At 45.5% G+C, this 25,830-nt stretch carries 24 protein-coding genes; 13 read left to right on the forward strand and 11 right to left on the reverse strand.

Annotated elements, in window-relative coordinates; all coding sequences use genetic code 11:
* Positions 1-111 precede the first annotated feature (111 nt).
* The 3 genes from QUA34_RS19120 to QUA34_RS19130 form a co-directional block, all read right to left on the reverse strand.
* On the reverse strand, positions 112-390 hold the full coding sequence (locus QUA34_RS19120) for a type II toxin-antitoxin system PemK/MazF family toxin (RefSeq protein WP_333388912.1): 279 nt from the start codon (positions 388-390) through the stop codon (positions 112-114).
* Positions 377-586: a toxin-antitoxin system, antitoxin component, Xre family protein gene (locus QUA34_RS19125; protein ID WP_333388913.1), complete on the reverse strand. Its 210-nt coding sequence runs from the start codon at positions 584-586 to the stop codon at positions 377-379. The genes QUA34_RS19120 and QUA34_RS19125 overlap by 14 nt, the downstream gene beginning before the upstream one ends.
* Positions 587-724: 138 nt before the next feature.
* Entirely contained in the window at positions 725-886 is a 162-nt protein-coding gene (locus QUA34_RS19130; RefSeq protein WP_333388914.1) for a hypothetical protein, read from the reverse strand.
* Between the two features lie 140 nt (positions 887-1,026).
* Here QUA34_RS19130 and QUA34_RS19135 point away from each other — a divergent pair, with 140 nt between their 5' ends.
* The 3 genes from QUA34_RS19135 (at position 1,027) to QUA34_RS19145 (ending at position 3,554) form a co-directional block, all read left to right on the forward strand.
* The gene (locus QUA34_RS19135; protein WP_333322657.1) at positions 1,027-1,524 is read left to right on the forward strand and encodes a TIGR00725 family protein; all 498 of its coding nucleotides are present in this window, start codon (positions 1,027-1,029) and stop codon (positions 1,522-1,524) included.
* A gap of 8 nt (positions 1,525-1,532) precedes the next feature.
* Positions 1,533-2,054: a hypothetical protein gene (locus QUA34_RS19140; RefSeq protein WP_333388915.1), complete on the forward strand. Its 522-nt coding sequence runs from the start codon at positions 1,533-1,535 to the stop codon at positions 2,052-2,054.
* A 288-nt stretch (positions 2,055-2,342) separates the two neighbouring features.
* Positions 2,343-3,554 (forward strand): TPM domain-containing protein, encoded by a 1,212-nt coding sequence (locus QUA34_RS19145; RefSeq protein WP_333388916.1) that lies wholly within the window; start codon positions 2,343-2,345, stop codon positions 3,552-3,554.
* Between the two features lie 109 nt (positions 3,555-3,663).
* Here QUA34_RS19145 and wecB read toward each other — a convergent pair whose 3' ends face one another.
* On the reverse strand, positions 3,664-4,776 hold the full coding sequence (wecB, locus tag QUA34_RS19150; RefSeq protein WP_333388917.1) for a non-hydrolyzing UDP-N-acetylglucosamine 2-epimerase: 1,113 nt from the start codon (positions 4,774-4,776) through the stop codon (positions 3,664-3,666).
* Positions 4,777-4,989: 213 nt separating this feature from the next.
* Between wecB and QUA34_RS19155 the strand changes: the two genes are divergently transcribed.
* Positions 4,990-5,559 (forward strand): rRNA large subunit pseudouridine synthase E, encoded by a 570-nt coding sequence (locus tag QUA34_RS19155; protein WP_333375501.1) that lies wholly within the window; start codon positions 4,990-4,992, stop codon positions 5,557-5,559.
* Between the two features lie 10 nt (positions 5,560-5,569).
* Here QUA34_RS19155 and QUA34_RS19160 read toward each other — a convergent pair whose 3' ends face one another.
* Together QUA34_RS19160 and QUA34_RS19165 are read right to left on the reverse strand one after the other, a co-directional pair.
* On the reverse strand, positions 5,570-5,791 hold the full coding sequence (locus QUA34_RS19160) for a hypothetical protein (RefSeq protein ID WP_333388918.1): 222 nt from the start codon (positions 5,789-5,791) through the stop codon (positions 5,570-5,572).
* Positions 5,754-6,599: a hypothetical protein gene (locus QUA34_RS19165; RefSeq protein WP_333388919.1), complete on the reverse strand. Its 846-nt coding sequence runs from the start codon at positions 6,597-6,599 to the stop codon at positions 5,754-5,756. The genes QUA34_RS19160 and QUA34_RS19165 overlap by 38 nt, the downstream gene beginning before the upstream one ends.
* A gap of 196 nt (positions 6,600-6,795) precedes the next feature.
* On the opposite strand from QUA34_RS19165, the gene ctpB reads away from it, so the two are divergent.
* Positions 6,796-8,115, forward strand: a complete 1,320-nt coding sequence (gene ctpB, locus QUA34_RS19170) for a carboxyl-terminal processing protease CtpB (RefSeq protein ID WP_333322647.1) — start codon at positions 6,796-6,798, stop codon at positions 8,113-8,115.
* 313 nt (positions 8,116-8,428) lie between these two features.
* On the opposite strand, the gene QUA34_RS19175 is transcribed toward ctpB, so the two are convergent.
* Positions 8,429-8,866 carry a VOC family protein gene (locus QUA34_RS19175; RefSeq protein WP_190693504.1) on the reverse strand — a complete coding sequence of 146 codons (438 nt, stop codon included), beginning with the start codon at positions 8,864-8,866 and terminating at the stop codon, positions 8,429-8,431.
* Between the two features lie 225 nt (positions 8,867-9,091).
* Positions 9,092-9,601 carry a TIGR02652 family protein gene (locus QUA34_RS19180; protein WP_333211502.1) on the reverse strand — a complete coding sequence of 170 codons (510 nt, stop codon included), beginning with the start codon at positions 9,599-9,601 and terminating at the stop codon, positions 9,092-9,094.
* A 106-nt stretch (positions 9,602-9,707) separates the two neighbouring features.
* Here QUA34_RS19180 and QUA34_RS19185 point away from each other — a divergent pair, with 106 nt between their 5' ends.
* The 3 genes from QUA34_RS19185 to QUA34_RS19195 all read left to right on the forward strand — a co-directional run bounded on the left by QUA34_RS19185 (position 9,708) and on the right by QUA34_RS19195 (position 14,825).
* On the forward strand, positions 9,708-10,265 hold the full coding sequence (locus QUA34_RS19185; protein WP_333388920.1) for a gamma carbonic anhydrase family protein: 558 nt from the start codon (positions 9,708-9,710) through the stop codon (positions 10,263-10,265).
* 333 nt (positions 10,266-10,598) lie between these two features.
* Entirely contained in the window at positions 10,599-13,112 is a 2,514-nt protein-coding gene (locus QUA34_RS19190) for a GH116 family glycosyl hydrolase (RefSeq protein WP_333388921.1), read from the forward strand.
* A 285-nt stretch (positions 13,113-13,397) separates the two neighbouring features.
* Positions 13,398-14,825 carry a protein adenylyltransferase SelO family protein gene (locus tag QUA34_RS19195; RefSeq protein WP_333388922.1) on the forward strand — a complete coding sequence of 476 codons (1,428 nt, stop codon included), beginning with the start codon at positions 13,398-13,400 and terminating at the stop codon, positions 14,823-14,825.
* A gap of 73 nt (positions 14,826-14,898) precedes the next feature.
* Here QUA34_RS19195 and QUA34_RS19200 read toward each other — a convergent pair whose 3' ends face one another.
* Both QUA34_RS19200 and QUA34_RS19205 read right to left on the reverse strand, forming a co-directional pair.
* Complete coding sequence (locus tag QUA34_RS19200; protein WP_333307813.1) at positions 14,899-17,313, reverse strand: tetratricopeptide repeat protein; 2,415 nt, start codon at positions 17,311-17,313, stop codon at positions 14,899-14,901.
* Positions 17,270-19,468, reverse strand: coding sequence for a tetratricopeptide repeat protein (locus tag QUA34_RS19205; protein WP_333388923.1), 2,199 nt, complete (start codon positions 19,466-19,468; stop codon positions 17,270-17,272). The genes QUA34_RS19200 and QUA34_RS19205 overlap by 44 nt, the downstream gene beginning before the upstream one ends.
* A 516-nt stretch (positions 19,469-19,984) precedes the next feature.
* Between QUA34_RS19205 and QUA34_RS19210 the strand changes: the two genes are divergently transcribed.
* From QUA34_RS19210 to darG, 4 genes are all read left to right on the forward strand, one after another.
* Complete coding sequence (locus QUA34_RS19210) at positions 19,985-20,194, forward strand: hypothetical protein (RefSeq protein WP_333388924.1); 210 nt, start codon at positions 19,985-19,987, stop codon at positions 20,192-20,194.
* Positions 20,195-20,244: 50 nt separating this feature from the next.
* A complete protein-coding gene (gene mnmE / locus QUA34_RS19215; protein ID WP_333388925.1) occupies positions 20,245-21,630 on the forward strand; it encodes a tRNA uridine-5-carboxymethylaminomethyl(34) synthesis GTPase MnmE in 1,386 nt (461 codons plus the stop codon).
* 104 nt (positions 21,631-21,734) lie between these two features.
* Positions 21,735-22,361, forward strand: coding sequence for a type II toxin-antitoxin system toxin DNA ADP-ribosyl transferase DarT (gene darT, locus QUA34_RS19220; RefSeq protein ID WP_333388926.1), 627 nt, complete (start codon positions 21,735-21,737; stop codon positions 22,359-22,361).
* A gap of 24 nt (positions 22,362-22,385) precedes the next feature.
* Complete coding sequence (gene darG, locus QUA34_RS19225) at positions 22,386-23,420, forward strand: type II toxin-antitoxin system antitoxin DNA ADP-ribosyl glycohydrolase DarG (protein WP_333388927.1); 1,035 nt, start codon at positions 22,386-22,388, stop codon at positions 23,418-23,420.
* 43 nt (positions 23,421-23,463) lie between these two features.
* On the opposite strand, the gene QUA34_RS19230 is transcribed toward darG, so the two are convergent.
* Complete coding sequence (locus QUA34_RS19230; protein ID WP_333388928.1) at positions 23,464-25,002, reverse strand: SagB/ThcOx family dehydrogenase; 1,539 nt, start codon at positions 25,000-25,002, stop codon at positions 23,464-23,466.
* Positions 25,003-25,229: 227 nt separating this feature from the next.
* Between QUA34_RS19230 and QUA34_RS19235 the strand changes: the two genes are divergently transcribed.
* Complete coding sequence (locus QUA34_RS19235) at positions 25,230-25,751, forward strand: pentapeptide repeat-containing protein (protein ID WP_333322630.1); 522 nt, start codon at positions 25,230-25,232, stop codon at positions 25,749-25,751.
* Positions 25,752-25,830: the final 79 nt, after the last annotated feature.

The following is a 25,830-nucleotide window of genomic DNA, read 5'->3' on the forward strand; positions in this document are numbered from 1 at the left end:
CTTGCACTTTACTCTCGATCGCACGCTCTCTTAACCCAGCCCACGTAATATGCGCTCGATATATTCAGCAAGCCCTATCTACATCTTGAAGCCTTCCCAATTTTTTGAGTATCAGTTGCTTCTCAATTTCAGTTGCTTCTCAATTGTCGTAATAACAGGCTTAATCATAGAAGCTTTTAAAAGCCCAGCCGATCGCCAATCTGTTATGATAATATCACCGACTTTCGGCCTACTGCTAACTTGGCTAGTTATACCCATAAGAATGCGATCGGGATATTCTGCATTATAAACGTCAGAACTAATCACAACTGCTGGACGTTTTTTATTGGTACTTTGCTCTGTAAAAGGAAACGGAACTAAAACCACATCACCAAAATTATAACTCGTCATACTCCCCGTCTTCTGGGTTATCCCAAATTTTAGCAAAAGCTGCTTCTGAGAGTTTAGTTGCAGTATAAACGAGCAGACGATCTTCACTTCGCGTTAAAAGGAAATCGATAAAATCTTCTAATAGCGTAATTTTATCGGGCGGTAAACTACGGATTTTTTCCATCAGCTTTGTTTCCGGGTTTTGGGCGACACTCATGTTATCTCTCACTTGTTAATTTTAACTTAGCCTACATTTTATACTCTCTCAATTTAATTGAATTTATTCCTTCGGTCATTCTTCTAAACCTAATTCCGCCAATTCATGTAACTCTGTCTCTTCTGCATAGACTTCCGCCTAGAGCATCGCCGATTCTTTCAACTGCTCGGTTTCTAAGGCTAATTCCCACCGTTGAATCGCTATTATAACCAATTCACTAGAATTTTTCAATCCATAGTTTTGACAGTGTTCTAAAAATTTTATCTGAGATTCATCTAGTTTAAATGTTTGCTCTTTCATAGTAAAAATACTAGGAAGCTTCAGGAAGTTAGTTGTGTCAAAAACTGTTTTTATCAACCCACTATTTATATGATAACATACATTCGTATATAGTGCAAAAAACTCGCAAGTATTAATAACACCATATTCACCCCAAAACTATGAAAAAAATCGTCATTGGCATCATGGGCCCCGGCGAAAGTGCCACATCAACAGACTTAGAAAACGCCTATCAACTCGGACAACTCATCGCCGAAGCAGGATGGATATTGCTAACTGGCGGCAGAAATGTCGGCGTCATGGATGCCGCCAACAAAGGAGCAAAATCAGCTAACGGTTTAACAGTCGGCATCCTTCCGGGGAATGACACTCGTGGCATTTCTGAAGCTGTAGATATTGCCATTGTCACCGATATGGGCAACGCCAGAAATAACATTAACATTCTTTCTTCAGACGTAATAATTGCCTGCGGTATGGGCACAGGCACAGCTTCGGAAATAGCACTCGCTCTGAAAGCTAACAAACAAGTTATATTGTTAAATCACAGTGGCGAAAGTCAACTTTTTTTTCAAGGTTTAGCACAATTTAACATCTTTGTGGTAAACAATGCTGTAGAGGCTATGAATCAAGCTCGCGAAATCCTAGTAAATTCAAGATGAAATCCAAGATGAGAGTAAGCAAATTCAATTTTTGTGCGATCGGCATTTTTCTGACTTTGGGGATTTTCGTCACTACCAAAGCAGACGGAAGAATTGCACAGTTCAGTTTCAGCAACAAACCCACTCAAAAATTAGCACAAACCCTCCCACCTCCTCCCCCTTTCGCACAGCCTGTTACCGAACAAGAAGCGCCACCTATTCGCAGCGAATCCGTGCCGGATCAAATAGCTTTAGCAACCCATTTGCAGACCATCAAAGCTAGAATGTACGGTGCTTACTGGTGTCCTCACTGTCATACGCAACAAGAACTTTTCGGCAAAGAAGCATTTACCGCGATTACTTACATTGAGTGCGATCCTAGAGGCAAAGATGCTCAACCAGATTTGTGCAAAGCTGCCAATATTAAAGCTTATCCCACTTGGGAAATTCGTGGGAAATATTACACGGGCCGGCAATCTTTGGAAAAACTGGCTATTTTATCCGGTTATAAAGGCAGCAGCAATTTTCTGCCACCAGTTCCCTCTCCTTAAAAGTATCTTAATTAGTTCGCACTCGCACTCGCCCACTAAGAAACCGGGTTTTTGAACCCAGATTAACGGTTTTCAGCAATTATTTTGGTTAAAAACCCGGTTTCTCGCCACCCGTGCGTCCATGACTATAAATGTAAGGTGCTGAGGGCGCACCTAAAATTATGATTTTTATGAATCCAACTTCTGAATAATATGAATTGACATCACAGCGAGCTGGTTATTTAATTGTAATTAGGCGGACAGATATATGCCATTTTTAGACTAGCAGTTATTCAGGAGACTGAAGCGATGCAGTTACAATTTAGCAATAAACAAATAATCTGGACCAGTTTGCTATGCTTTTCGGCAATTGCATTTCCCCTAACGAGCCAAGCTATAACAGTACAAAAAGTACCGAATCCCCGTCAAGTAAATAACACTTGGGTAACGGACAAGGCAAACATTCTCAGCGACAGCACCGAAACTCAGCTAAATCAAATGATTTCGGATTTAGAGGCGAAAAACGGCTCAGAAATCGCTGTTGTGACAGTGCCTGATACTAAGCCATCGGCGACCCCAAAAGCATTTGCTACAGAATTATTTAACTTTTGGGGAATTGGGAAGAAAGGTACAAATAACGGAGTTTTATTGTTGATTTCGTCGGGAGAACGCCGCGTTCAAATTGAAACAGGTTCTGGCATTAAAAACATTTTACCCGATGCACAGGTAGTGGGCATTATTACAACCGAAATTACGCCCAGATTTAAACAGCAAGACTTTGACGGGGGCACATTAGCCGGGACAAAGGCGTTAGTAAATGTTTTACAAACTCCGACGGTAAATGCTAAATCTCAAACCACACTCCCTTTGGCTCCAATCGTACCATCTCAAGGGGTGAAACCGTCACAAATACCTAGCCAATCTCCTGTGATTAGCAATAGTACATCTACAGGTGAAGATTCATCGAATTTAATCTATGGCTTACTAGGGTTGTTATTCATAGCATTCATAGCATTTATACCTTGCTTCATTATCTTCAGGATATTTCGCAGCTTATTTTCTCGGATATCTCGTTACCGCCACCGCCGTTATCCGCGCAATTACAGCAGTAACAATCGCAACCACGGCAGTAACAGTCCCAATTACAGCAGTAACAATCGCAATTACAGTATTAACAGTCACAACTATTACGGTGGGGCTGGCGACTCCAGCAGTAACAGCATCGATTACTGTACCAGTAGCGACTACAGCACTCACAGTAGCAGCGATGATTGCGGTGGCTACTACAGCACTAATAGCAGCGACTACAGCATTAGCAGTAGCGACTGCGGGGGTAGCTTTGGCGGTGGCGACTCCAGCGGTGGCGGTGCCGGTGGCGACTACAGCAGCAGCAGTAGCGATGATTGCGGTGGCGGCGACTACAGCAGTAGCAGTAGCGACTACAGCAGTAGCAGTAGCGACTACAGCAGTAGCAGTAGTAGCAGCGATTCTAGTAGTGGGGGTGGCGGTGGGGATTGGTAATTCGGGAATGGAGGCAAAAACCTAGTTTTTTTAACAGGAATTAGTCCCCCTCTGCGGGGACTTTGTTTGTTTAATTGCGGTTTCAACCGCCCAACTCGCGATGGAGTAGTTAACTAAAATACTCCTCAACAATTTTCAAAATCCGCGAAGCCGCCAAACCGTCACCAAAGGGATTAATTGCCATTGCCATTGCGTTGTATGCTTCGGAATTGCTGAGCAATTCTGCCGCTGCTGAGAAAATTGTATCAGAATTCGTACCTACAAGTTTAGCGGTTCCTGCGGAAATAGCTTCTGGTCTTTCTGTGGTTTCTCGTAATACTAAAACTGGCTTGCCCAAACTAGGGGCTTCTTCTTGCAAGCCACCCGAATCTGTTAAAATTAAATGACATCTTTGAATGGCTCCTACTAATTCTGCGTAATCTAAAGGTTCAGTTAAAAAGACTCTCGGATTGTCGCCCAAAAGAGCTTGCAAAGGTTCTCGAACAGTGGGATTTCGGTGCAGTGGTAGCAGCAAGGCTGTGTCGGGAAATTTATCTAAGATTTGGAGAAATGCGTGAGCAATTCCTTGTAAGGGTTCTCCCCAATTTTCGCGGCGGTGAACTGTTGCTAAGATAGTGCGATATTTGCTCCACTCTAAGTTAGGAATGTTGCATTCTGGTTCGCGTTTGGCGACAGAAAGCAAGGCATCGATTACTGTGTTGCCTGTACGGTGAATTTCTCCCAAAACGCCCGATCGCCCTAAATTCTCTTGGGCCAGCTCTGTCGGGGCAAAATGCAGCCTTGTGAGCTGAGATATCAACCGTCGGTTAGCCTCTTCGGGGTAAGGATTGAACACGTCGTCTGTCCGCAATCCGGCTTCTACGTGACCTACGGGTATTTTTTGGTAAAATGCAGCCAAAGCAGCGGCAAATGCTGTCGTTGTATCGCCCTGAACTAAGACGATGTGGGGCTGCAATTCTTTAAACAAGGCTTCCAAACCCTGCAAACTCCGGGATGTAATATCTGTCAAGGTTTGCTGGTGCTGCATAATTGCTAAATCCCGATCGGCTTTGAGATCGAACATTTGCATTACTTGTTCGACCATTTCTCGGTGCTGCCCGGTTAAAATTACTTGGGTGTCAAAGGTGGGAGAACTTTTGAACAGTTGAATTACTGGGGCTAGTTTAATCGCTTCCGGGCGAGTTCCTAAGACGATGCAAACGCGGTGTGTGGCTTCGGACATGGTAAAATTGGGTAGTTGAGATTTGTGAGGGTTTTAAAGGCTCAATATTTTATAGCAGGTTTGAATCTTTGGTTAATAAGATTTATTTTTTTAGGAACCGCAGAGGGCGCAGAGGGCGCAGAGGAGGGAGAAAAGATAGAGAGGAAGGGGTTTATTGAGGGTGTTATATAGTTTTATCTCGCACTGTTGGTACATTTTTATTGTTTAATTGTCATGCCTTATCGCTACATTCTATTTTATAAACCCTACGATGTTTTAACTCAATTCACTGACAACTCCAGCGAAACTAAACGCAGCACTCTCAAAGACTATATTCCTATTCCTAACATTTATGCAGTAGGAAGGCTCGATCGCGATAGTGAAGGTTTGTTGCTGCTAACCGATGATGGACAAATGCAGCACCGCCTCAGTGACCCGAAATTCGCTCATCCCCGCACTTACTGGGTGCAAGTGGAACGAATTCCTGATGCAAGTGCGATCGCTGCTTTGCAGACAGGTGTCACAATTCAAGATTATCGGACTCGATCGGCAAAAGTGCAATTATTGTTAGAAGAACCCGCTTTGCCGCCCCGCGAACCGCCGATTAGATTTCGCAAAAACGTGCCGACAGCTTGGCTGGAAATGACTCTTACAGAAGGCCGCAACCGCCAAGTCCGCAGGATGACGGCAGCAGTAGGGTTTCCGACGCTGCGGCTGGTCAGATGTGCGATCGGGCATTTGCGTCTCGAAGGCCTCAAACCCGGTGAATGGCGCGAACTAACTCAAGCTGATTTTAGATTTTAGATTTGAGATTTTAGATTGGGGAATTACAGTCAACCGCCTTGACATTGAGGACATTCTTGATATCTGAAAGTATTACTGCGACTGCATTTCCCTTCTTCCTTCTTCCGACTTCCATCGGACTGAAATCTGTTACATCCGTTACATCCGTTACATCCGTTACAGAATCTGTTGCCGAACTTCCTTCTTCCTTCTGCTTACTTTCGAGGCGGCAAAATAAAACTCTCGTTTCCATCCTTATCTTTTTGCACCTGAGCTCCCAACTTGACAAGAGCTTGTCTCGCCCTTTGACGCACCAACTTATCAGTTGTTTGAGCATAAACCGTGCTCCAAGCATTAAACCGCACCGGGACGCTATCGGGATCTCGGCGCAAATACTCAGCAGTTGCTCGAAACATCGGCGCTAATTCCGGCCCTTCCGGGCTTCCTTCCACCCAATCAGCGGCCATTTCGTGAGAGCGAATTGACTCGGGAATATCCCCCAACAGCAGCAACTCATCAATACCTTTAGTTCGCCACACTATCCACGATTGGGAATGAAGTTGCGGCGACACGGCAAGGGCTCTAGTACCACGCTCTATAAAGTTAACAGCGGTTTCAGGCTTTCCTTGATAAAAAGAAATAGCTGTGGAAAGAAACAGGTAGATGTCAGCCCACCGCGGGTCGCGCTGCGTAACTATGTCAAAATAATCTTGGCTGAGATTGTAGCCCGTCACATCTCGCGCTTCGTCGTCGCCAAAATACTGCAAAAATTTGAGAAATGTCCAATCTGCAATTAAATTGTCAAACCCAAAACTAGGGATAGTTTTGAGCATTTTTAGCCGCAGGGCTTCTTGCTGCGCTTCTTGCTGTGCGGCTTGCTTGAAACTGGCAGCAGACATTGCAGACAGCGGCTTTTGCCCCTGAACGCCAACTGGGGACATTCCGCCCAACTGCCCGCTAGACTGCATGGCCACGACCCCCGCCAGCGCTGCTAGACCGATAGCTCCATTAACGAGCAGGCTCAACCACTTACGCGAAAATTGTTCGATTTTAGCTTCCACGGCACTTTATAAATCCAAGTTTTAAATTAAGTTTATTGAAAGAGAGTAATAATTGGTTGGCGATCGACAATAAATCTCGTTAAACTGTCCAAAGGGATGGTGGAGCCTCCACACAATAGTTTAAGTAGTAGTGTGAGATTTTTTAGCAATATAAAATCTCAAATCAAAAATCTAAAATCGAATTGAGCCAAATTCAATGAATCAAGCCCGCAGACGCTTTTCTAAATTACAGGCAGCCCTGTTCAGTGGGGCAATGGCAACAACCGCTTCGATATCTTTGCTCGTTCCCGGCCTGAGTCAATCAGTCCGCGCTGAGCTTCAAGATAGCCCCAAAGCTGTCTTAGACGAAGCTTGGCAAATTGTGAACCGAGACTATGTTGATGGCAGCTTTAACAAGACTGACTGGCAAGTAACCCGCCAAGAACTGCTGAGCAAAAATTATACCTCTCGCGAAGCTGCCTACACCGCCCTCCGCAAAGCCCTAGAGAAATTAAACGACCCCTACACGCGCTTCATGGACCCGAAGCAGTACGAAGCGCTGACGAATCAAACCTCTGGGGAACTGACAGGGGTGGGGATGAGGCTGGAAGAAAACGAGAAAACCAAAGCGATTACCGTAGTCGAGCCGATGGAAAATTCCCCGGCCCTGAAGGCAGGGATTCAAGCGGGCGATACGATTCTGGTGATTGACGGCAAAACTACCAAAGGCATGACTGTCTCGGATGCGGCTCAGATAATTCGGGGCGAGGAAGGCACGAAAGTGACGCTGCGGATTGCTCGTGAGGGCAAAAGCGAGTTTGATATCACTCTGACTAGGGCGAGAATTGAGGTAGCAGCGGTTCGCTACAGCCTCAAGAATGAAGGCGGTAAGAATGTCGGTTACATCCGTTTGCAAGAGTTTAGCTCCCACGCGGGCGAACAAATGGAGGCGGCAATTAAAAAGCTCTCGGCTCAGAAAGCTGACGCTTTTGTTTTGGATTTGCGGGGGAATCCCGGCGGGTTGCTGCGAGTGAGCATTGATATCGCTCGGATGTGGATGGATACAGGGGCGATCGTCCGCACAGTCGATCGCGCGGGCGATTCTCAGGAAATGAAGGCAAATCGCACTGCGCTCACTGACAAGCCTTTGGTGGTGCTCGTGGACGATAACTCGGCCAGCGCCAGCGAGATTTTGGCCGGTGCTCTGAAGGACAACAAGCGCGCAACTGTGATGGGCGGCCAAACTTTTGGCAAAGCTTTGGTGCAGTCGGTGCATTCTTTGGCTGACGGTTCGGGATTGGCGGTGACGATCGCTCACTACTATACTCCTAACGGTACGGATATCAGCCACAAGGGGGTTACTCCTGATGTTAAGGTGGAAATCACCGACGAACAAAAGCTGAAATTAGCTAACAAACCGATGTTGGTTGCGACTAAGGATGATCCTTGCTACGCGCAGGCGATCGCACTTTTGAAAACTACTACTTCCTCGGCGCGTCCCGTGGCCGCTAATGAGGTTCTTGTTCCTAAAAAGTAAGTAGTTGAAACAGTAATTTATTAACAATAAGCATGAAGATGAAACCCGCTGGTGCGGGTTTTATTTTTATTGATTAGTTATTGGTAATTAAGTAAATCTCCTTAATCCAAACGAAAGATGCAGATGGCTAAAAACTTGGCTATATGAGCATTCTTCCTGCTTCCTGTTTCGTTTTTTTTCTATTTAGTTATTGGTTAATTGATATCCGGATTAAAGCAGATTAGTCGGATTGGGATTTTTTAACCGCAGATATCAACTTCGGAACACAGATGGAGGCTGATGGGATTTCTGAAGTGTTTCAACTCAGACTTAATTAGCTATTCATCCGTCGGATAAATTCTAAGGGCAAACCGTCGGTATCGGCAATAAAAGCTACTTCGTAAACATTTTGCCCGATCGCCTGTTGAGTCGGTTCTAATAAAACTTTCAAAGCTTGAAACTGGTTTGGTTGGTCTTTAGCAGCTTCCTCAAACCGATCTTTCAGAGACTGCAACCAGCTAGGCAAGTCAGTTGTCGCCTCAGTTAAATCGAAAGATAAATGATAATATCCAACATAATGCTCGTCTCCGAAAGCATCCGGTGCGGGTTTTGGTTCTGGGATTTGAATTAGTTCGATGCGTCCGTTGAGACCTTCCATCCAACAGGCTAGAGTGTAACCAGTGGTAAAGCGATCGCTCACAGTAAATCCCAACTGTTCGTAAAAGGCGATCGCCCGGTGAATGTTAGCAGTGCGAATCGAGGCGTGGTGCATTAGATTTTGGCAGTTGGCAGTTGATAGTTGGCAGTTGATAATTGTCAGTTGATAGTTGTCAGTTGATAGTTGTTATTAATCGGCTTTATGATTTGTTAATCATTAGTTACTTTATTTACTTATTACTGAATAATTCCAGACTCAGGAATAAATTTAGTCAGTTAATTTCCTAATGACAACGGACAACTGCCAACTGTCAACGGACAACTGCCAACTGTCAACTGACTATTCAAACAATCGAAAATAGGGATATCTAATCGGCTGTCCCGGCTCTTTTTCCAAATCAAAATTAATCACTTCCCAACAAGGGTCGTCTTGAGGATCGGGGCTAAAATCCACAGGCAAACCGTACAGTCTCGGTCGGGGCGATTCCGCTTGGCCGCGCCAAGGCGTGCTGCGTTCCAAATAAGCGCTGATTAAGTCGCGATAGCGTTGAGCAACGATCACGCGAGTTGCTCGGTAGCCTTGAGTATAAAGTCGATCGAGCGCTTCGTGAATTTCAAACCGAATTCCGTCCGGGTGCGTGTGCTGGCGATACCATTCATTCTCCCAGCGGCGCCAGTGCCGCCCAGACTGAAGGTGAACCAGTTCCCCCGTTTTTGGATCTGCCTCAAATGCCCCGTGACGCGGACACAAATAGGTATCCGTTAGCGTTAGAGCCGGAATTGTTTGGCGACAGTGGGGACACTGAATTTCCGGGCCAAACATCGGGTATTGCAAGGCAACTTCAATCATTTATTTGCGTCCCAGCATATTTTCTCTGCAAAAGTCCCAAATACTTTTATTATATCCCGTATCAACAACCAGCTAATCTGCTAGAAGTATAACGATCGACCAACTAATGAGCAATCTCAACGAATCTCAGTCTGCACTTCCTTCCTATTGGCCAAGACCAGATCTATCCCAAGCGGCTTTTGTCGCTGAAGGCGCTGTTGTCATCGGCAGGGTAGAGGTAGCTGCGGGCGCTAGTATCTGGTACGGGGCGGTGGTGCGGGCGGATGTAGAGCGAATTGCGATCGGCTCAAGTACCAATATCCAAGATGGAGCAATTCTGCACGGAGATCCGGGGAAACCGACGGTTTTGGAAGATTTCGTTACAGTCGGACACCGAGCTGTGATTCACTCAGCTTACATTGAACGGGGCTGCCTGATCGGGATTGGGGCGATCGTCCTGGACGGAGTGAGGGTGGGAACAGGCTCGATCGTCGGTGCAGGGGCTGTTGTCACCAAGGACGTTCCCCCTCACACGCTTGTTGCGGGAGTGCCTGCCAAGCGAATGCGGGATGTCTCTGAGGAAGAAGCTGCGGAGTTGGTGGAACACGCTAAGCGTTACGAAAAGTTGGCTTTGGTACACGCGGGGAAAGGTTCTGATTTGGGATTTGGTGAGTTGAAGGAATAAAGTTTTCAGGATAGTCCTGGACGCCTAAAAACCTTCTGAACCTGGTTTTTTGCGGTTTTTGCGGGCTGTAACGAAGTATTCTGAAAAAAACCTGGTTTCCGATCGCCCGTGCGTCCAGGATTATAAGACTCACTCTTAATGAGTTTTGTTGAGGTACAATAATGACAAATTTCAGGGCAAATCTGTCATTATAAGCGTAGCGAACACTCTCATAAATGCTAAACTACAGTAAGGAAAATTAAGCAAAAAATTATTTATTTATAATTGCTTACACAGCCAAAAAACTCCTAAGCTTTGAAACATTCCTATATCGATAATCTAAAATCAATTGACATGAATAACGATCGCACATCCAATCCAAACATTCCCCCACACACCTGGAAACGTCCCATCGGTCTCGGTTGGGAGAATCCCTATACAGTCCGCTACGCAAGCAATCTCGACGACGGGCCCTGGCACGGAATGCCTCTGGGCGGGTTCGGTGCCGGCTGCATCGGGCGATCGCCCCGCGGCGACTTCAACCTCTGGCACATTGACGGCGGCGAACACATTTTTCGCAGTTTGCCCGCTTGTCAGTTTAGCATTTTTGAAGAAACTCAAGGCAATAAACAAGCTTTTGCACTGTCCACTGAACCGCCTACCGATGGTAGTTTATCTAGTTGGAAATGGTATCCATCGGAAGGAAGTTCGGCAACGGATTCTGTAACGGATGTAACGGATGGAATTCTGAATGCAGACGGAAGAAGGGAAGAGAAGGAAAAATTTCAATCTTCGGGGACTTATCATGCTTTGTATCCGCGCAGTTGGTTTGTTTATGAAAATGTGTTTCAGGCTCAATTAAGCTGCGAGCAGTTTTCGCCAATCTTGCCGAACAATTATCAGGAAAGCAGTTACCCAGTTGCCATGTTTGAATGGGTAGCACACAATCCTACAGATGCGCCGATTACTCTCAGCATCATGCTGACTTGGGAGAATATTGTCGGTTGGTTTACTAATGCCAATAAGTCGCCAAAAGTGATGGTGCGAGATGATGGTAGTCCATTTTATGACTATCAACCCCGGTGGGGAGAAAGTGCCGGAAATTTGAATTTGTTGGTGGAAGATTTTCACCGCATCGGTTGCGTGATGACGCGGTTGACTGCTGAGGACGAACCGCAAGAGGGGGATGGACAATGGGCGATCGCAACTATTACTAATCCGGCGGTAGAAGTATTCTATCAAACTCGCTGGAACCCGGCGGGGAACGGTGACGATATTTGGCGCAACTTTTCGGCTGAAGGTTTCTTGTTGGATGACAAAGACGAAACAGCAGCAGCAGCCGGAGAACAGTTGGCTTGTGCGATCGCAGTTCGCTTTACTATTCGACCGGGAAAAACTCGCAAAATCCCCTTTATTATAGCTTGGGACTTGCCAGTTACTGAGTTTGCATCGGGAGTTTGGTACTACCGTCGCTACACAGATTTCTTCGGCCGCAACGGCAAAAATGCTTGGCCGATTATTCGCACTGCAATGAAGCATTCTGATACTTGGCGCGAAAATATTGAAGCTTGGCAAAAACCGATTTTAGAACGGACAGATTTGTCAGATAGTTTTAAAATGGCGCTGTTTAACGAGTTATACGCCCTGACAGACGGCGGTACTCTTTGGAGTGCGGCTGACGAACGCGATCCCAAGGGCCAATTTGCGGTTTTGGAGTGCATTGATTACCGCTGGTACGAAAGTTTGGACGTGCGGCTTTACGGTTCTTTTGCTTTGTTGATGCTGTGGCCGGATTTGGAAAAGTCGGTGGTTTTAGCGTTTGCTAGGGCAATTTCTGCGGGAGATGATACGCCGAGAATTATTGGCTGGAATCAAGCTTCGGCTATTAGAAAAGCTGTCGGTGCGACGCCCCACGATTTGGGTGCTCCTAATGAACATCCTTGGGAGAAAACGAATTATACTAGCTATCAAGATTGCAATTTGTGGAAGGATTTGCCTTGCGATTTTGTGTTGCAGGTTTATCGTGACTTTTTGTTGACTGGTGGCACAGATTGTGACTTTTTGCAAGAGTGTTGGCCGGCAATTGTTGAGGCTTTGGCTTATCTGAAAACTTTTGATGAGGATGGGGACGGAATTCCTGAGAATTCTGGAGCTCCGGATCAGACGTTTGATGACTGGCAAATGCGGGGAATCAGTGCGTATTGCGGGGGTTTGTGGTTGGCGGCGCTGGAGGCTGCGATCGCGATCGGCGAAATCTTGGAAGATGCAGCACCGGAGATAATTCCTAACCCTCAAGCAAAGATTGCATTATATCACAGTTGGCTGTTACAAGCAAGACCGAGCTATCAAGAAAAACTGTGGAACGGTCAATATTACCGTTTGGACAGCGAGAGTAACTCGGAAGTGGTGATGGCTGACCAACTGTGCGGTCAATTTTATGCGAAACTCTTAGGATTGCCGGATATTGTGCCGCCAGAATGTGCAGTCAGCGCTTTAGAAACTGTGTACGATTCTTGCTTTTTGAAGTTCAACGATGGCGAGTTCGGTGCGGCCAATGGGGTGATGCTGAATGGTTCGCCGGAAAATCCGAATGCAACTCATCCTTTGGAAGTTTGGACGGGGATTAATTTTGGGTTGGCGGCTTTTTTGGTACAGATGGGGATGGAGGAGAAAGCATTTAAATTGACGGATGCGGTGGTGAAGCAGATTTATGAAAATGGGTTGCAGTTTCGGACGCCGGAAGCGATTACGGCGGGGGGAACTTTTCGGGCTAGTCACTATTTGCGGGCGATGGCTATTTGGGCAATTTACGGGGTGTTGACCAATTTTAAAGAGGGAATTGGTATATTAGCTGGTGAATCCGACTAAAATTCAAGCCTTAAACTCGCTTTTTAGCAAGGAAAACGGTTAATTCAACTATCAATAAAATTGACCGTAAAAACTTTTTCCCTTCGAGGAAGACATTAATTTTTCATGCTCAAACTTCAGCTTGGCTAAAATTTGAGCATGAAAAAGCCCGGAGATGGGAGGGGATCGAACTCGGCTATAAATGAGAGAGAAAAAGGGTCTGAGGCAATTGTTAACTCCAATGCAGTCCGCACCTTACCCGTATATAATTTGGAGCGATCGCCAATTTCAAGATAAAATATAAAAATGTCAAATCCCTTACTTTCCCTCAACTACGAACCCGCCCTCGAATCCCTCGGTGGCGACTATTTTGATGAAGTCCCTGCAGCCGATTTTCCGCAGCATATTCTCCGCTTCCGCAATGACCAATTATTGCCAACATTGGGTTTAGATCCAGCGCAAGTAACCGACCAACATTTCATCGAAGCGTTCGGCAAATTTCACTGCGTCCGTCCCTTTCTCGCACTCCGCTATCACGGCTATCAATTCAACGCATATAACCCCAATTTAGGTGACGGTAGAGGCTTCTTATACGGCCAAGTTCGCGGCACTGACGGCAGACTTTACGACTTCGGCACTAAAGGTTCTGGCCGCACTCCGTACTCGCGGGGCGGTGACGGTAGACTTACTCTCAAAGGGGGAATTCGCGAAGTTTTAGCGGCCGAAGCTTTGCACCGATTGGGAGTGCGGACATCTCGCTGTTTTAGTTTAGTTGAAACTGGGGATGCTTTGTGGCGGGGCGACGAACCATCTCCGACGCGATCGTCCGTAATGGTGCGTTTCAGTCATTCTCACATTCGGTTTGGAACTTTTGAAAGGTTGCACTATATCCGCCGCCCGGATTTAACTAAAAAACTTTTAGATTTTGTTATTGAATATTACTATCCAGAACTGCATTTAGAAGCAAGCAAGGCTGGTTTTTCGGCCCCGGAAAAGTATGCGCTATTTTATGCAGATTTAGTCCAGCGAGTCGCTGAATTAGTCGCTCAGTGGATGGCAGCAGGATTTTGCCACGCCGTGCTAAATACTGATAATATGTCGATTACGGGAGAAAGTTTCGATTACGGGCCTTTCGCTTTTATTCCAACTTACAAGCCGCAATTTACAGCAGCTTATTTTGACTATTCGGGTCTTTATTGTTACGGCAATCAACCGTTGATTTGTAGGGACAATTTAGAGAAGCTCCAGGAACCGCTAGCAGCGGCGATTCCTCAAGCTGATATGGATGCGGGTTTGGCAAAGTTTGGCGATTATTATAATGCAGCATATCGGCGGTTGATGCTCAATAGATTGGGATTTGAGGATTTGCCAGAAGCTGATGGAGATGAGTTGTTGAGGGTGACAATTAAAATGCTGGCGGAGTCTCAAGTTGAGTATCACGATTTCTTTTTTGAATTGCGAAGACAGTTCGATCGCACTTGGCGAGATGATGCTAGTCTAATTTTTGCTGAGGCGGAACCGGCGGACTTGATAGCACCTTGGCGACAGTTTTATTATCACGTTTTGCAAAGTTTGTCTACGGATGATATGGATCAAATGGCGGACAGGTTGCGGAAGCACAATCCCGAACAATCGCTCTTGAGACCGACAATTGAGGCTGTTTGGGAGCCCATTGCTATTGAGGATAATTGGGAACCGTTTTATGAGTTGGTGAAGAGACTTCAAAACTCTTAAAGGGAATTGGGCAGGGGGCATTGTTGACTGTTAACTGTTAACTGTTGACTAACAACTAACAACTAACAACTGACTACTTGAGCTTTTCAATCTCAAATTGTGTATCTTTGTAACCCCCAGTAAGTCCTTGATCGAGAAACATTTTGCCGGCTTTTTCTAAATCGCTAATTGCTCCTGCTTTGTCTCCCAATGAGCGGCGAACCATGCCTCTACCGTAGTAAGCAGCAGCATAATTCGGACTGATCCGAATAGCTTGCACGTAATCTGCGATCGCACTATTGTAATTCTTTAACTCGTGATAAATCTTAGCCCGATTGGCGTAAGCTTCCGCATTGTTGGGATTGAAGCCGATTGCTGCTGTAAAATCTGCGATCGCCCCCTGGGCGTCACCCCCGGCACTGCGAGCTAAACCACGATTGTTAAAAGCATTAAAATCATTCGGATTTACTGTTAGCGCTTGAGTGCAATCGGCAATTGCTTTCGGATAATCCTTCAAATTTAAATAAGCAATGCAGCGATTGTTGTAAGGAACCCCATCCTCCTCACTCAGCGAAATTGCCTGAGTGCAATCGTCAATTGCCGCTTGATGTGCTCCCAAATTCAACTGCGTGCTGCAACGATTAGCGTAAGCATCTTCACTCTTGGGATCGATCGCAATTACCTGAGAATAATCCGCCAAAGCTCCCTGATAATCTCCTAGGTGAAAGCGAGCTCTCCCGCGACTGTAAAAAGCATCAACATTCTTAGGATCAAGTTTAATTGCCTCAGTATAATCTCCAATTCCCCCCTGCAAATCGCCACTCCCAGCACGAGCCAACCCCCGCGAATGATAAGCTTTAACAAGGTTCGGCTGCAGCCGAATTACTCCGGTAAAATCCTGAATAGCGGCCTTGTAATCTTGCAGTTCTAAATAAGCAACTCCTCTTTCATAATATGTATCAACATCGTTTGGCTGGAGATTCAAAGCTTGAGTGTAATCCTCAATCGCTCCCCGTGTATCGTTAAAATCGTGACGGGCTAGGCCGCGGTTAAAATAAGCCTGAACATATTTAGGATTGAGAGCGATCGCCTGAGAATAATCCGCAATTGCTTCTTGATACTTTTTTAAATCATAATTAGCATTACCGCGCTGGTAAAAACTCTCAGCATTTTTAGGATTCAATTGAATTGACTTATTAAAAGCCTGCAAAGCTGCATCCGCATCTTGATTGCGAGACTTTTCCACTCCCTGTTCGTAATATTCCTTAGCTTTAATCGGATTCGGCCGGCTCCAATAACTAAACAGAAATATCAGAACTATCGCTGCCCCGACGCCCGCCAAAATCAGCAACCAAAATCGACTTCCCAAACGTGAATAAAAACTATCAGAAGACACTAAGCTGGGAGCAATACTTTTCTTGTTAGCCGTATTCACAGGCTCTTGGCGGTGTCTCAACTTGCTGAGAGCTACCAAAACTTCCTCCGCAGATTGATAGCGCTTGGCAAATTGGTGACAGACCATTTTGTCAATTATATTGGCTAATCCCACAGAACATTGAGATCGGTTTCGCCAAACAATTTCCCCCGTATGAGAAGGACTCGGATCTTGCAATTTGGGCAAATCCGTACCGGGTAAACCAGTGATAGCTTGGACTGCCATCATCCCGACTGCATAGAGGTCGCTGCTAAATTGCGGGTTGCCTTGAAATTGTTCGATCGGCATATAAGCCGGAGTTCCAGTAGCAATGGTGCGCGGAAACTCTGTATCGTGATCGCTGACGTGACTCGCAACTTCTTTAACCGAACCAAAGTCAATTAAAACTAATTTGCCGTCGGGTTTGCGGCGGATTAAGTTGGAGGGATTAACATCGCGGTGAATCACTCCTTGAGAGTGTACGAAGGCGAGAACTTGTAACACTTCTTGCAACAGATCCAGCACTCGTTCTTCTCGCCAAGGTTGACCGGCCACAATTTCCCTATTTAGGGCGTGTCCGGGCACAAACTCTTCGACGAGGTAGAATTGATTTGCTTCTTCAAAATAAGCTAGTAAAAATGGAATTTGATCGTGTTTTCCCAGCTTTTCTAATATTTCTGCTTCTTGTTTAAATAAGCGATAAGCTGTTTTGAGAACTGTGGAAGTGTTGCTGGGAGGGCGCAGTTGTTTGACTACACATTGAGGATGGCCCGGCCGGCGAGTATCGACAGCTAAATAAGTTTGTCCAAAAGCTCCTGAACTGAGGATTTGCACTACGCGATAACGCCTGTCTAAAAGTTGACCAACCATGTTCATATCTATAATTGAGAATTGGTAACGGGGAGTTGGTAATTGGGAATTTGTAAGGGGGAGTTGGTAAGGGGGAGTTGGTAAGGGGAAGTTGGTAATTTGAGCTTCTTCCTTTTTCCTTCTTCCTTCTTCCTTCTTCCTTTTTTCTGGTTTTTTTAACATCTGAATGGAAACTAAGAGTTTATTTAGGGTCGTTGATTTGTGATTGTGCGTTTTGGAAACCATCGGCTCTTCCTTGTTCTAGAAACAAGGTTGCAGCTTTCTGAAAATCCTCGATCGCCCCAGCACGGTCTTTGAGTTGGCGGCGGACGAGGCCTCGGCTATAAAAAGCGCTAGCATTGTTGGGGTTGAGCCGCAGCGAGTGAGCGAAATCCTCAACCGCTAAAGGGTAATTTTTTAGTTCTGAGTAAATAGTACCGCGATTGCTGTAAGCTACTGCATCGCTGGGATTGAGTCGAATTGCTTGAGTAAAATCTTCTAAAGCTCCCTGCTTGTCTCCCGAAGCCGATCGAGCTAATCCTCGATTGCTGTATGCTTTGGGATTGTTGCCGTTGAGTCCGATCGTCAAACTGCAATCTTCGCTGGCCTTTTGAAATTGTTTTAAATTCAGATAAGCAATGCAGCGGTTGTTGTAAGCTGCTTCATCTTTTGGATCGAGGCGCATTCCTTCGGTGCAATCTGCAATCGCTTTATCGTAGGTGGCCAAATTCAAGTAAGCGCTGCACCGATTGGTATAAGCATCAGCGAGATCTGGTTGCAATTCGATCGCCTTAGTATAATCTTCCATCGCTCCTTGATAATCTGCCAGATTAAATCTCGCTCGACCACGACTGTAGTATACGCCAGCTTGTTTGGGGCTAATTTGAAGGGCTTGAGTAAAATCTGCCATTGCTCCTGTTTTGTCGCCTGCAGCCGATCGAGCTAAACCGCGATTGCTGTAAGCTGTAGCATCGTTGGGACTGAGCCGAATTGCCTGAGTGTAGTCTTCAATTGCTGTGCGGTAGTCGCCCAAATCGTAGTAGGCTAAACCCCGCTGAGAGTATGCCTCACCGTCGCTGGGATGCAGTCGCACTACTTGGGTGAAATCTTCCACGGCCCCCCGCTTGTCCCCGATGTCGAGGCGGGCCATACCTCGATTGTAGAGAGCTTTGGTGTGGCTAGGATTGACTTTAATTGCTTGCGTGTAATCCTGTATTGCTTGCTCGGTTGCGCCCATGTCGTAGCGAGCGTTTGCCCGCTTGTAGTAAGTTTCCGCATCGCTGGCATTCAGGGCGATCGCTTGAGTATAATCGGCGATCGCGCCTGTTGTGTCACCTTGCTGCGCCTTGGTAACACCGCGGGCTAACAATTCTTTTGACCTCGCCGGACTTTGACTCTGCCAAAAGTAAATTATCAGTGCCGTTAAGATTAAAGCTGTCGCTGTTGCAGCCAACAGCAGCAGTTTGGTTGGGCTTTGTCTTCGCGGTTGACTCATAGCGTGCGTGATGATTGTGGCTGGCGGCGGCTCAACCTCCAATTTTACGGCGATTTGTTTGAGGTCTGCTAAAACTTCCGCTGCCTCCTGATAACGTTCCTCGCAGTCAGAGCGCACCATTCGATCGATAATATCTGCTAGGGCTGCCGAACAAGTTGCCCGGTTTCGCCAGGAAATTTCGTTTTTGTTGTTTTTTAAGGCACTCAGTTCGTTGGGTGAGAGTCCCGTGACGGCAAGCTGGGCGATCGTACCTAGAGCGTAGATGTCGCTATTGTAACGGGGGTTGCCGCTCGATTGCTCGATCGGCACGTATAACTCCTGGGCCGCCAAATCCTGTTTTTTTGCCACAGGCCGTTTAACAGAGTTCGGGGAAGTTTGCGACAACAAATGACAGTTAGCAAGTTCCGGGTTAATTTCTTTGTCTAAGCTAAAGTCTACCAATACAAATTTGCCGTCTGACTCGCGCCGGATCGCTATGTCTGGTTGAATTCTGCGGTGAATAAAACCCTTCTCGTGTATGAACACCAAAATTTCTAATATTTCTGATAGCAGACCAATTACTTGATCTTCATCCCAAGGTTGACCGGGTATTAGTTCTTGACTTAAAGGTGAACCAGCAATAAATTCTTCAATTAAGTATAAACTTTGATTTTCCTCAAAATACGCCAATAATTCGGGAATTTTGTCGTGTTTCCCCAATTTTTCAATTATTTCTGCGTTTCGTTGAAATATAACTTTGACTAATTCTGGAGTTTGCGAACTTGTGCCGGGTAGCCGCATTTCTCTAACCGTGCATTGCGGATACCCGGGACGGTGAGTATCTGCTGCTAGATAAGTTTTTCCCACCTCACTTGAGTCTGTGACTTTAATGATGCGGTAACGTCTGTCTAGAAGTTGACCAATCATGCTTTGCCCTCTACCCTGTCTATCGATTTTAGATTTTAGATTTTAGATTAAAGAATTGAAGCATTGACCCCACAGATAAATTCGGGGGGCAAGTTTCATCGGATACAGGTTTTTTATTTCTCCACGGATGAATCCGGGGGCTTGTATCCTGGATGCTTTCGGTCAATTTTCCATTATCGCATGAAATCAGAATAGCCAAAATATGTGGCTGAGTAATTTAAGTCCGATCGAGCCGTGACTCCTACCCAAAAACGGATAGTTGCTTTCCCACAGGAGTCGTTAGCATCCCAAAATTTTAGACCCTAGTTGAAGCTCCCCGATTCATCTGTGGAGTTAATCTAAAATCTAAAATCTAAAATCTAAAATCGACTGACTGGACAAACGGGCGATCGGATTGGCTCGCCAAGTCCCTCGCTGTTGCCACGCTCTTCTAATATTTTAGAAAAAAAATGCTGAAATTGTTTATCCTGTCAATGAGATATGTATAATTTAACAACCAAGCCGGAGGTCAGTCAAATGAACGTACAACTGGTTGAATCCCTAATTCAAGTTATCTGGTCTCTCGCAGCCGACGAGCAATTAGCGATTCTAGGGAAAATATTACCAAATATCTCCTACGCTTCGACCCGGAAACTGGTGCATTTTGCCCTAAAGGGCGGCTATTTTAATTTTTTGAATGACGAACTAGAGATTTATACTCTCAAATACCGACAAGCAATTGCCTGATACTCAAAAACAGGAGATTGAGAGAACTTTTGAATGTGTGAATAATAAACATGTCTGAATCACTAACAAAAGGAGGAACGATCGCAGCGATCGCCACCGCCATAGTTCCCCAACAAGGCAGCGTAGGGATTGTGCGAGTTTCCGGTTCCGCAGCCTTAAAAATTGCCGAAACTCTGTTTTGCGCCCCAGGACGGCAAATTTGGGAGTCTCACCGCATTCTTTACGGTCACATCCGCCGGCCTAAAACTCAAGAATTAGTCGATGAAGCTTTGCTGCTAATCATGAAAGCACCACGTTCTTTTACTCGCGAAGATGTGGTGGAATTTCACTGTCACGGTGGCATAATGGCCGTGCAGCAAGTCTTGCAGTTGTGTTTGGAAAATGGGGCGAGATTGGCGCAGCCGGGAGAGTTTTCGCTGCGGGCTTTTTTGAACGGGAGGCTCGATTTAACTCAAGCTGAAAGTATTGCAGATTTGGTGGGAGCAAAATCGCCCGCTGCTGCACAAAGTGCTTTGGCTGGTTTGCAAGGAAAATTAGCGCAGCCAATTCGCAAATTGAGAACAACTTGTTTGGACGTACTGGCAGAAATTGAGGCAAGAATTGATTTTGAGGAAGATTTGCCGCCTTTAGATGAAGCTAAAACATCTTTGGAAATCAATCATGTTTTGGAGGAATTGTCAACAATTTTGGCAACGGCAGATCGCGGAGAATTGTTGAGAACTGGTTTGAAAGTAGCGATTGTCGGGCGGCCGAATGTGGGAAAATCGAGTTTGTTGAATGCGTGGAGTAAGAGCGATCGGGCGATCGTCACGGATTTGCCCGGTACGACGCGGGATGTGGTAGAATCGCAGCTAGTTGTGGGCGGCATTCCGGTGCAGGTTCTCGATACTGCGGGCATTCGAGAAACCGAAGACAAGGTAGAAAAAATTGGCGTTGAGCGATCGCGCGCAGCAGCAAAACAAGCCGATTTAGTGTTGTTGACAATTGACGCGGAATCTGGTTGGACAGAGGAAGATTCAGAAATTTACGAACAAGTAAAGCACCGCCAGCTAATTATAATTATCAACAAAATCGACCTAGTAAAAACACTCCCCGAATTACCTTTTTCCTCGGAAAATCACCCAATAGTTACCGCAGCCGCAGCCCTCGATCGAGGCATCGAAGACTTAGAAACAGCAATCTTAGATGCCGTCAGCGGGGAAAATTTGCAAGCAGCCAACTCAGACTTAGCAATCAACCAGCGGCAAGCAGCGGCGTTAACCAAAGCTAAAATGTCTCTGGAACAATGCACGGATACTATTAGCAACAAATTGCCTTTAGATTTCTGGACAATAGATTTGCGCGGGGCAATTCAAGCATTGGGGGAAGTTACGGGCGAAGAAGTGACAGAATCAGTGCTCGATAGAATATTTAGCAGATTTTGCATTGGTAAATAGTTATAGAAAAAGATTATTTATCTTTAACTGCCAAGCAGATATTATAATTACAAGCAGATATTATAATTATGTGTTAAACCTGAAACAGCAAACAGATAACAGCAGTGCCATTACTTATCTACCACATCACCCACATTGACAATCTAGAATCTATCCTGTCAGAAGGTGGATTGTTAGCTTACAATGTTATGGTTGAGACCCAAACTAACTACACTAATATCGCCTACGAAAATATCCAATATCGTCGCGCTACAACTTATGTTCCGTGCGGTGAAGGTGGAGTCTTGCACGATTATGTTCCATTTTATTTTGCTCCGCGCTCTCCGATGCTATATACTATTAGTCGTGGCAATGTAGAAAACTACACTCAAGGTCAGGCAGCAGTTATTCACCTGGTTTCTAGTATAGAGAATATCGAGGCTGAAGATTTATCTTTTGTTTTTACTGACGGTCATGCAGTCATGACATTTACCGATTTTTTTGACGATCTCAACTATCTAGATGCGATCGATTGGGATGTCATGGAATCGCTTTACTGGAATGACACAAACGAAGATAATGACAGAAAACGCAGGCGTCAAGCCGAGTTTTTGGTTCGCTACTTTTTTCCTTGGCAGCTAATAACAGAAATCGGAGTTATGAATGATACAATAAAAACACAGGTAGAGAATATTTTACAAAATTTTACACACAAGCCATCAGTCATAGTCCGTAATAATTGGTATTCTTAAGATAAGAAAGATTGGGAAATAAAAGTGATTGAAATTCAGCAAGGCAACCTGTTAAAAGTAAATGCCGAAGCCCTAGTCAACACAGTTAATTGTGTTGGAGTTATGGGCAAAGGAATTGCCTTGCAGTTCAAGCAGGCATATCCCGAAAATTACCGCCAATATGAAAAGGCTTGTCGCGCTGGTGAAGTGCAGCCAGGACAAATGTTTGTAATATCTACTGGCAATCTATTTAATCCCCGATACATTATTAATTTTCCCACAAAACGTCACTGGAGAGGAAAATCAAAAATTGAAGATATTAAATCTGGGCTAACAGCTTTGATTCAAGAAATCAAGCAATTGGGAATCACTTCCATTGCGGTTCCTCCGCTGGGTTGCGGGAATGGTGGCTTGTCTTGGAAGACGGTAAAACCTCTCATTGAATCGGCGTTTTTGGAACTGCCTAACGTGCAAGTTTTGCTGTTTGAACCGCAGGGTACTCCTGAAGCTGATACGATGCAGGTTGCTACCGAAAAACCAAAAATGACTCGCGCTCGTGCCTTGTTTGTTCGCTTGCTGCAACTGTATGGAATTCCTGGTTATCGGCTGACAATGCTCGAAATTCAAAAGCTAGCTTACTTCCTTCAAAGTGCAGGAGAACCGCTCAGATTACAGTATGTTAAAGAAAAGTACGGCCCCTACGCAAATAATCTCAATCATGTTTTGCAGAAGCTGGAAGGCCATTATATTCGAGGTTATGGAGACAGGAGTAGAGAGGCACAAATCTATGTGTTGTCTGACGGTGAAATAGCGGCGCGGAAATTTTTAGAAAATGCCCCCGATGCTATTGAGCGACTAGAGCGTGTTAGCAACTTAATCAACGGTTTTGAAACTCCTTACGGAATGGAACTGTTGGCAACTGTTCACTGGGTGGCTAGGGAAAATAGGGCAGCAGCAGAGGATTGCGAAAGAGCGATCGAACTTGTACGCGAATGGAACATTCGCAAGAGCGAACTATTTAAGCCTCAACATATTCGCAAAGCATGGCAGCGGCTTCGCGAGCAGAGTTGGTTTTTTTAGGATACCTTCTGCCTTCTGACTAATGCTGACTGATGAGTCATTCTTACGATCGAGGTCTTCCCAGACTTGTAATATAAAGCACAGCTTCACCCGCAGGAATACCGAGAACGTCATTGACGCGATCGTCAAAAAAGCCCCCGATACCGCTGACACCCAAACGCAGTTGCATAGCTGCTAAATTCAACCGCTGGCCCAAATGACCCGCGTCCATGTGCAAATAGCGGTAAACTCGATCGCCATATTTTGCTACAGCCCTGTTCAAATCCGCCGTGTGAAATAACAGCGCCCCCGCATCTCTGCCCAAGTCTTGCCCCAAGCACAAAAAATGCAACTCCCTGCGGAAATTTTTAAACCGAATTTGCCGCAATTCTTGAGCTTTCGGAGCGTAATAGTAACAGCCTTCTTCTAACCCATGCACTCCCGAAACAGCAATAAAAGTCTCGATCAAACTTAGATCAAAATAGTCTGGATTACCGTCTAATCCTTGGTCGATATAGTGCTGCGGCTGGTAAGTAAAATCGAGCATAGCTAGCAGTTCGCCCAAGCTCAAAGAAGCACCTGTATAAGCACGGGTCGAACGCCTTTTGAGCATAGTGTTTTCTAAAGTTTCCAGGTTCACTCCCCAAGGAATCGAAGGAGTGACAGTCGAAACTTTAGTACAAAATGGAAAGTTGTATTTATCCTCTAATTCCCCTTCACTTTCATCAATTTTCCAGCCATCAGCTCCGGTAGGGTCTGATTCTAAATGCGTCGCTTTGTGAAGGTATTTTAACAGTTGACCTTCGGAAATTTTCGGGTAATCAGTGGTGGTGTTTCCGGGCAAAGCTGTTTTAAATTTAGGCAAGTTTTGGTCAATATCTAGCAAGTCGGCTAAAGCAACTATACAAATCGCTCCTTCTTGCTCCGAGTCAATGTAAAGTAATTCATTGACAGCTTCGTCGGCGAATCCTCCAATCAGGTGAGGTCGGTAATCGTTGACGGCGCAAGCTAACTCGATATTACTCAATAAATGGCCAGTGTCTAGAAAAATTCGCCGATAAGCTCGGTCTTCATAACGCCAAGAAGAACGGAAAAAAACAGTGGTAATGGCGATCGCCAATTGGGTATTTTCTAGCGCTGGCGACTGGAAACAAGCTGCTTGCAATGTCGGCCAAACTTGACTGTCCCAAAAATGAACAAGTGAATGAGTTCTGCACTGATAGTTGTAGAGTCCGGCCGGCAACTGGGCAGTCCCACGGGAGATTAAATAAACCTCTGCTGGGTAGAGTCCACCCGCCGACGGTGCAGAGCGCAAATACAGGTAGCTGTCGTCTACCGTCTGCACTTTCGCCGTCAACCCGTAGCTGCACAGCAACAAGCTAGATAACCGATGCCACCAAGCGGCATCGGGATCGGCATCGGCATCCTCCGAGGGGTCTTTTAGATAAGGCTTGAGGTCAAAATACGCTCCAATTTTATATTCTTTGAAAGGCACAGGTTGCTCTGTCCAATCTAGCTGTTTGCTTTTAGCAGCAATGGTTTCAGGGTCGTATTTGGTGCGTTCGTGGTAGTGCTGAGCAATGGAGAGAGGAAGTTCTGGCATATTTCAGTAGAGGATTGGCTTTGGTTTCTCGATCGATCTTGACATTACTAACCGCTTACTGGTCGAGCAAGGCAGAAATTTACAAATATAAAAAAAATCTTAGAAAAAATGCGACTGTTGTTACACAAGCTTAACATAAGAATATGCCTAAGTATAAATACGCAGAATAATAACCATTAATTACTGTTATGGATTGGCTGCAGTAGCTGTCGTCATGAGGAGTGAAAATGCAAAAGCTAAGCGCTGAGGAATTGCTTGCTCAGTATGCTAAGGGCCAGCGAAACTTTAACGCCGTTGACTTAAGTGAAAATAACTTGTTTCAAGCAGATTTGACAGAAATAAATCTTTCTGGTAGCGTTCTGAGGCGAGCTTATCTGCCCTACGGAAATTTGACGCAAGCTAATCTTTATAAAACTGATTTGCAAGAGGCTGAATTGGGCGACATTCAACTTTATCAAGCTAACTTGTCGGAAGCAAGTTTATCAAGAGCAAACTTATCAAGAGCAAATTTGCGTCACGCCAATTTGCAAGGTGCTAATTTGCAGAAAGCTAATTTGCAAGGTGCGGATTTGTACAATGCAGATTTGACGAATGCCGATTTGAGATATGCGGATTTGAGTCGAGCTAATTTGGAGAAAGCAAAGTTAAGCAAAGCTCAATTAGCGGGCTGCAACTTATTTCGATCGCGCTTGGGTGATTTGTCCGAAGCCGAGTGCGATCGCACTACTATCGGCCCCGAAGGATATTGAGGATTTGCAGCGGCTAGTCTAGGGCGTAGGGCGAGTGGCTTAATTAGTCGCTCGCCATTTTTAAAATTTCTTAACATTT

This window comes from Microcoleus sp. POL10_C6 (assembly GCF_036701585.1).
Classification (GTDB): domain Bacteria; phylum Cyanobacteriota; class Cyanobacteriia; order Cyanobacteriales; family Microcoleaceae; genus Microcoleus.

Bases quoted from the DNA above. Each gene is read 5' to 3' on its own strand.
- QUA34_RS19120 (WP_333388912.1), bottom strand. From the start codon at position 390: ATGACGAGTTATAATTTTGGTGATGTGGTTTTAGTTCCGTTTCCTTTT.
- QUA34_RS19125 (WP_333388913.1), bottom strand. From the start codon at position 586: ATGAGTGTCGCCCAAAACCCGGAAACAAAGCTGATGGAAAAAATCCGT.
- QUA34_RS19130 (WP_333388914.1), bottom strand. From the start codon at position 886: ATGAAAGAGCAAACATTTAAACTAGATGAATCTCAGATAAAATTTTTA.
- QUA34_RS19135 (WP_333322657.1), top strand. From the start codon at position 1,027: ATGAAAAAAATCGTCATTGGCATCATGGGCCCCGGCGAAAGTGCCACA.
- QUA34_RS19140 (WP_333388915.1), top strand. From the start codon at position 1,533: ATGAGAGTAAGCAAATTCAATTTTTGTGCGATCGGCATTTTTCTGACT.
- QUA34_RS19145 (WP_333388916.1), top strand. From the start codon at position 2,343: ATGCAGTTACAATTTAGCAATAAACAAATAATCTGGACCAGTTTGCTA.
- wecB (WP_333388917.1), bottom strand. From the start codon at position 4,776: ATGTCCGAAGCCACACACCGCGTTTGCATCGTCTTAGGAACTCGCCCG.
- QUA34_RS19155 (WP_333375501.1), top strand. From the start codon at position 4,990: ATGCCTTATCGCTACATTCTATTTTATAAACCCTACGATGTTTTAACT.
- QUA34_RS19160 (WP_333388918.1), bottom strand. From the start codon at position 5,791: ATGGAAACGAGAGTTTTATTTTGCCGCCTCGAAAGTAAGCAGAAGGAA.
- ctpB (WP_333322647.1), top strand. From the start codon at position 6,796: ATGAATCAAGCCCGCAGACGCTTTTCTAAATTACAGGCAGCCCTGTTC.
- QUA34_RS19175 (WP_190693504.1), bottom strand. From the start codon at position 8,866: ATGCACCACGCCTCGATTCGCACTGCTAACATTCACCGGGCGATCGCC.
- QUA34_RS19180 (WP_333211502.1), bottom strand. From the start codon at position 9,601: ATGATTGAAGTTGCCTTGCAATACCCGATGTTTGGCCCGGAAATTCAG.
- QUA34_RS19185 (WP_333388920.1), top strand. From the start codon at position 9,708: ATGAGCAATCTCAACGAATCTCAGTCTGCACTTCCTTCCTATTGGCCA.
- QUA34_RS19190 (WP_333388921.1), top strand. From the start codon at position 10,599: ATGAATAACGATCGCACATCCAATCCAAACATTCCCCCACACACCTGG.
- QUA34_RS19195 (WP_333388922.1), top strand. From the start codon at position 13,398: ATGTCAAATCCCTTACTTTCCCTCAACTACGAACCCGCCCTCGAATCC.
- QUA34_RS19200 (WP_333307813.1), bottom strand. From the start codon at position 17,313: ATGGTTTCCAAAACGCACAATCACAAATCAACGACCCTAAATAAACTC.
- QUA34_RS19205 (WP_333388923.1), bottom strand. From the start codon at position 19,468: ATGATTGGTCAACTTCTAGACAGACGTTACCGCATCATTAAAGTCACA.
- QUA34_RS19210 (WP_333388924.1), top strand. From the start codon at position 19,985: ATGAACGTACAACTGGTTGAATCCCTAATTCAAGTTATCTGGTCTCTC.
- mnmE (WP_333388925.1), top strand. From the start codon at position 20,245: ATGTCTGAATCACTAACAAAAGGAGGAACGATCGCAGCGATCGCCACC.
- QUA34_RS19230 (WP_333388928.1), bottom strand. From the start codon at position 25,002: ATGCCAGAACTTCCTCTCTCCATTGCTCAGCACTACCACGAACGCACC.
- QUA34_RS19235 (WP_333322630.1), top strand. From the start codon at position 25,230: ATGCAAAAGCTAAGCGCTGAGGAATTGCTTGCTCAGTATGCTAAGGGC.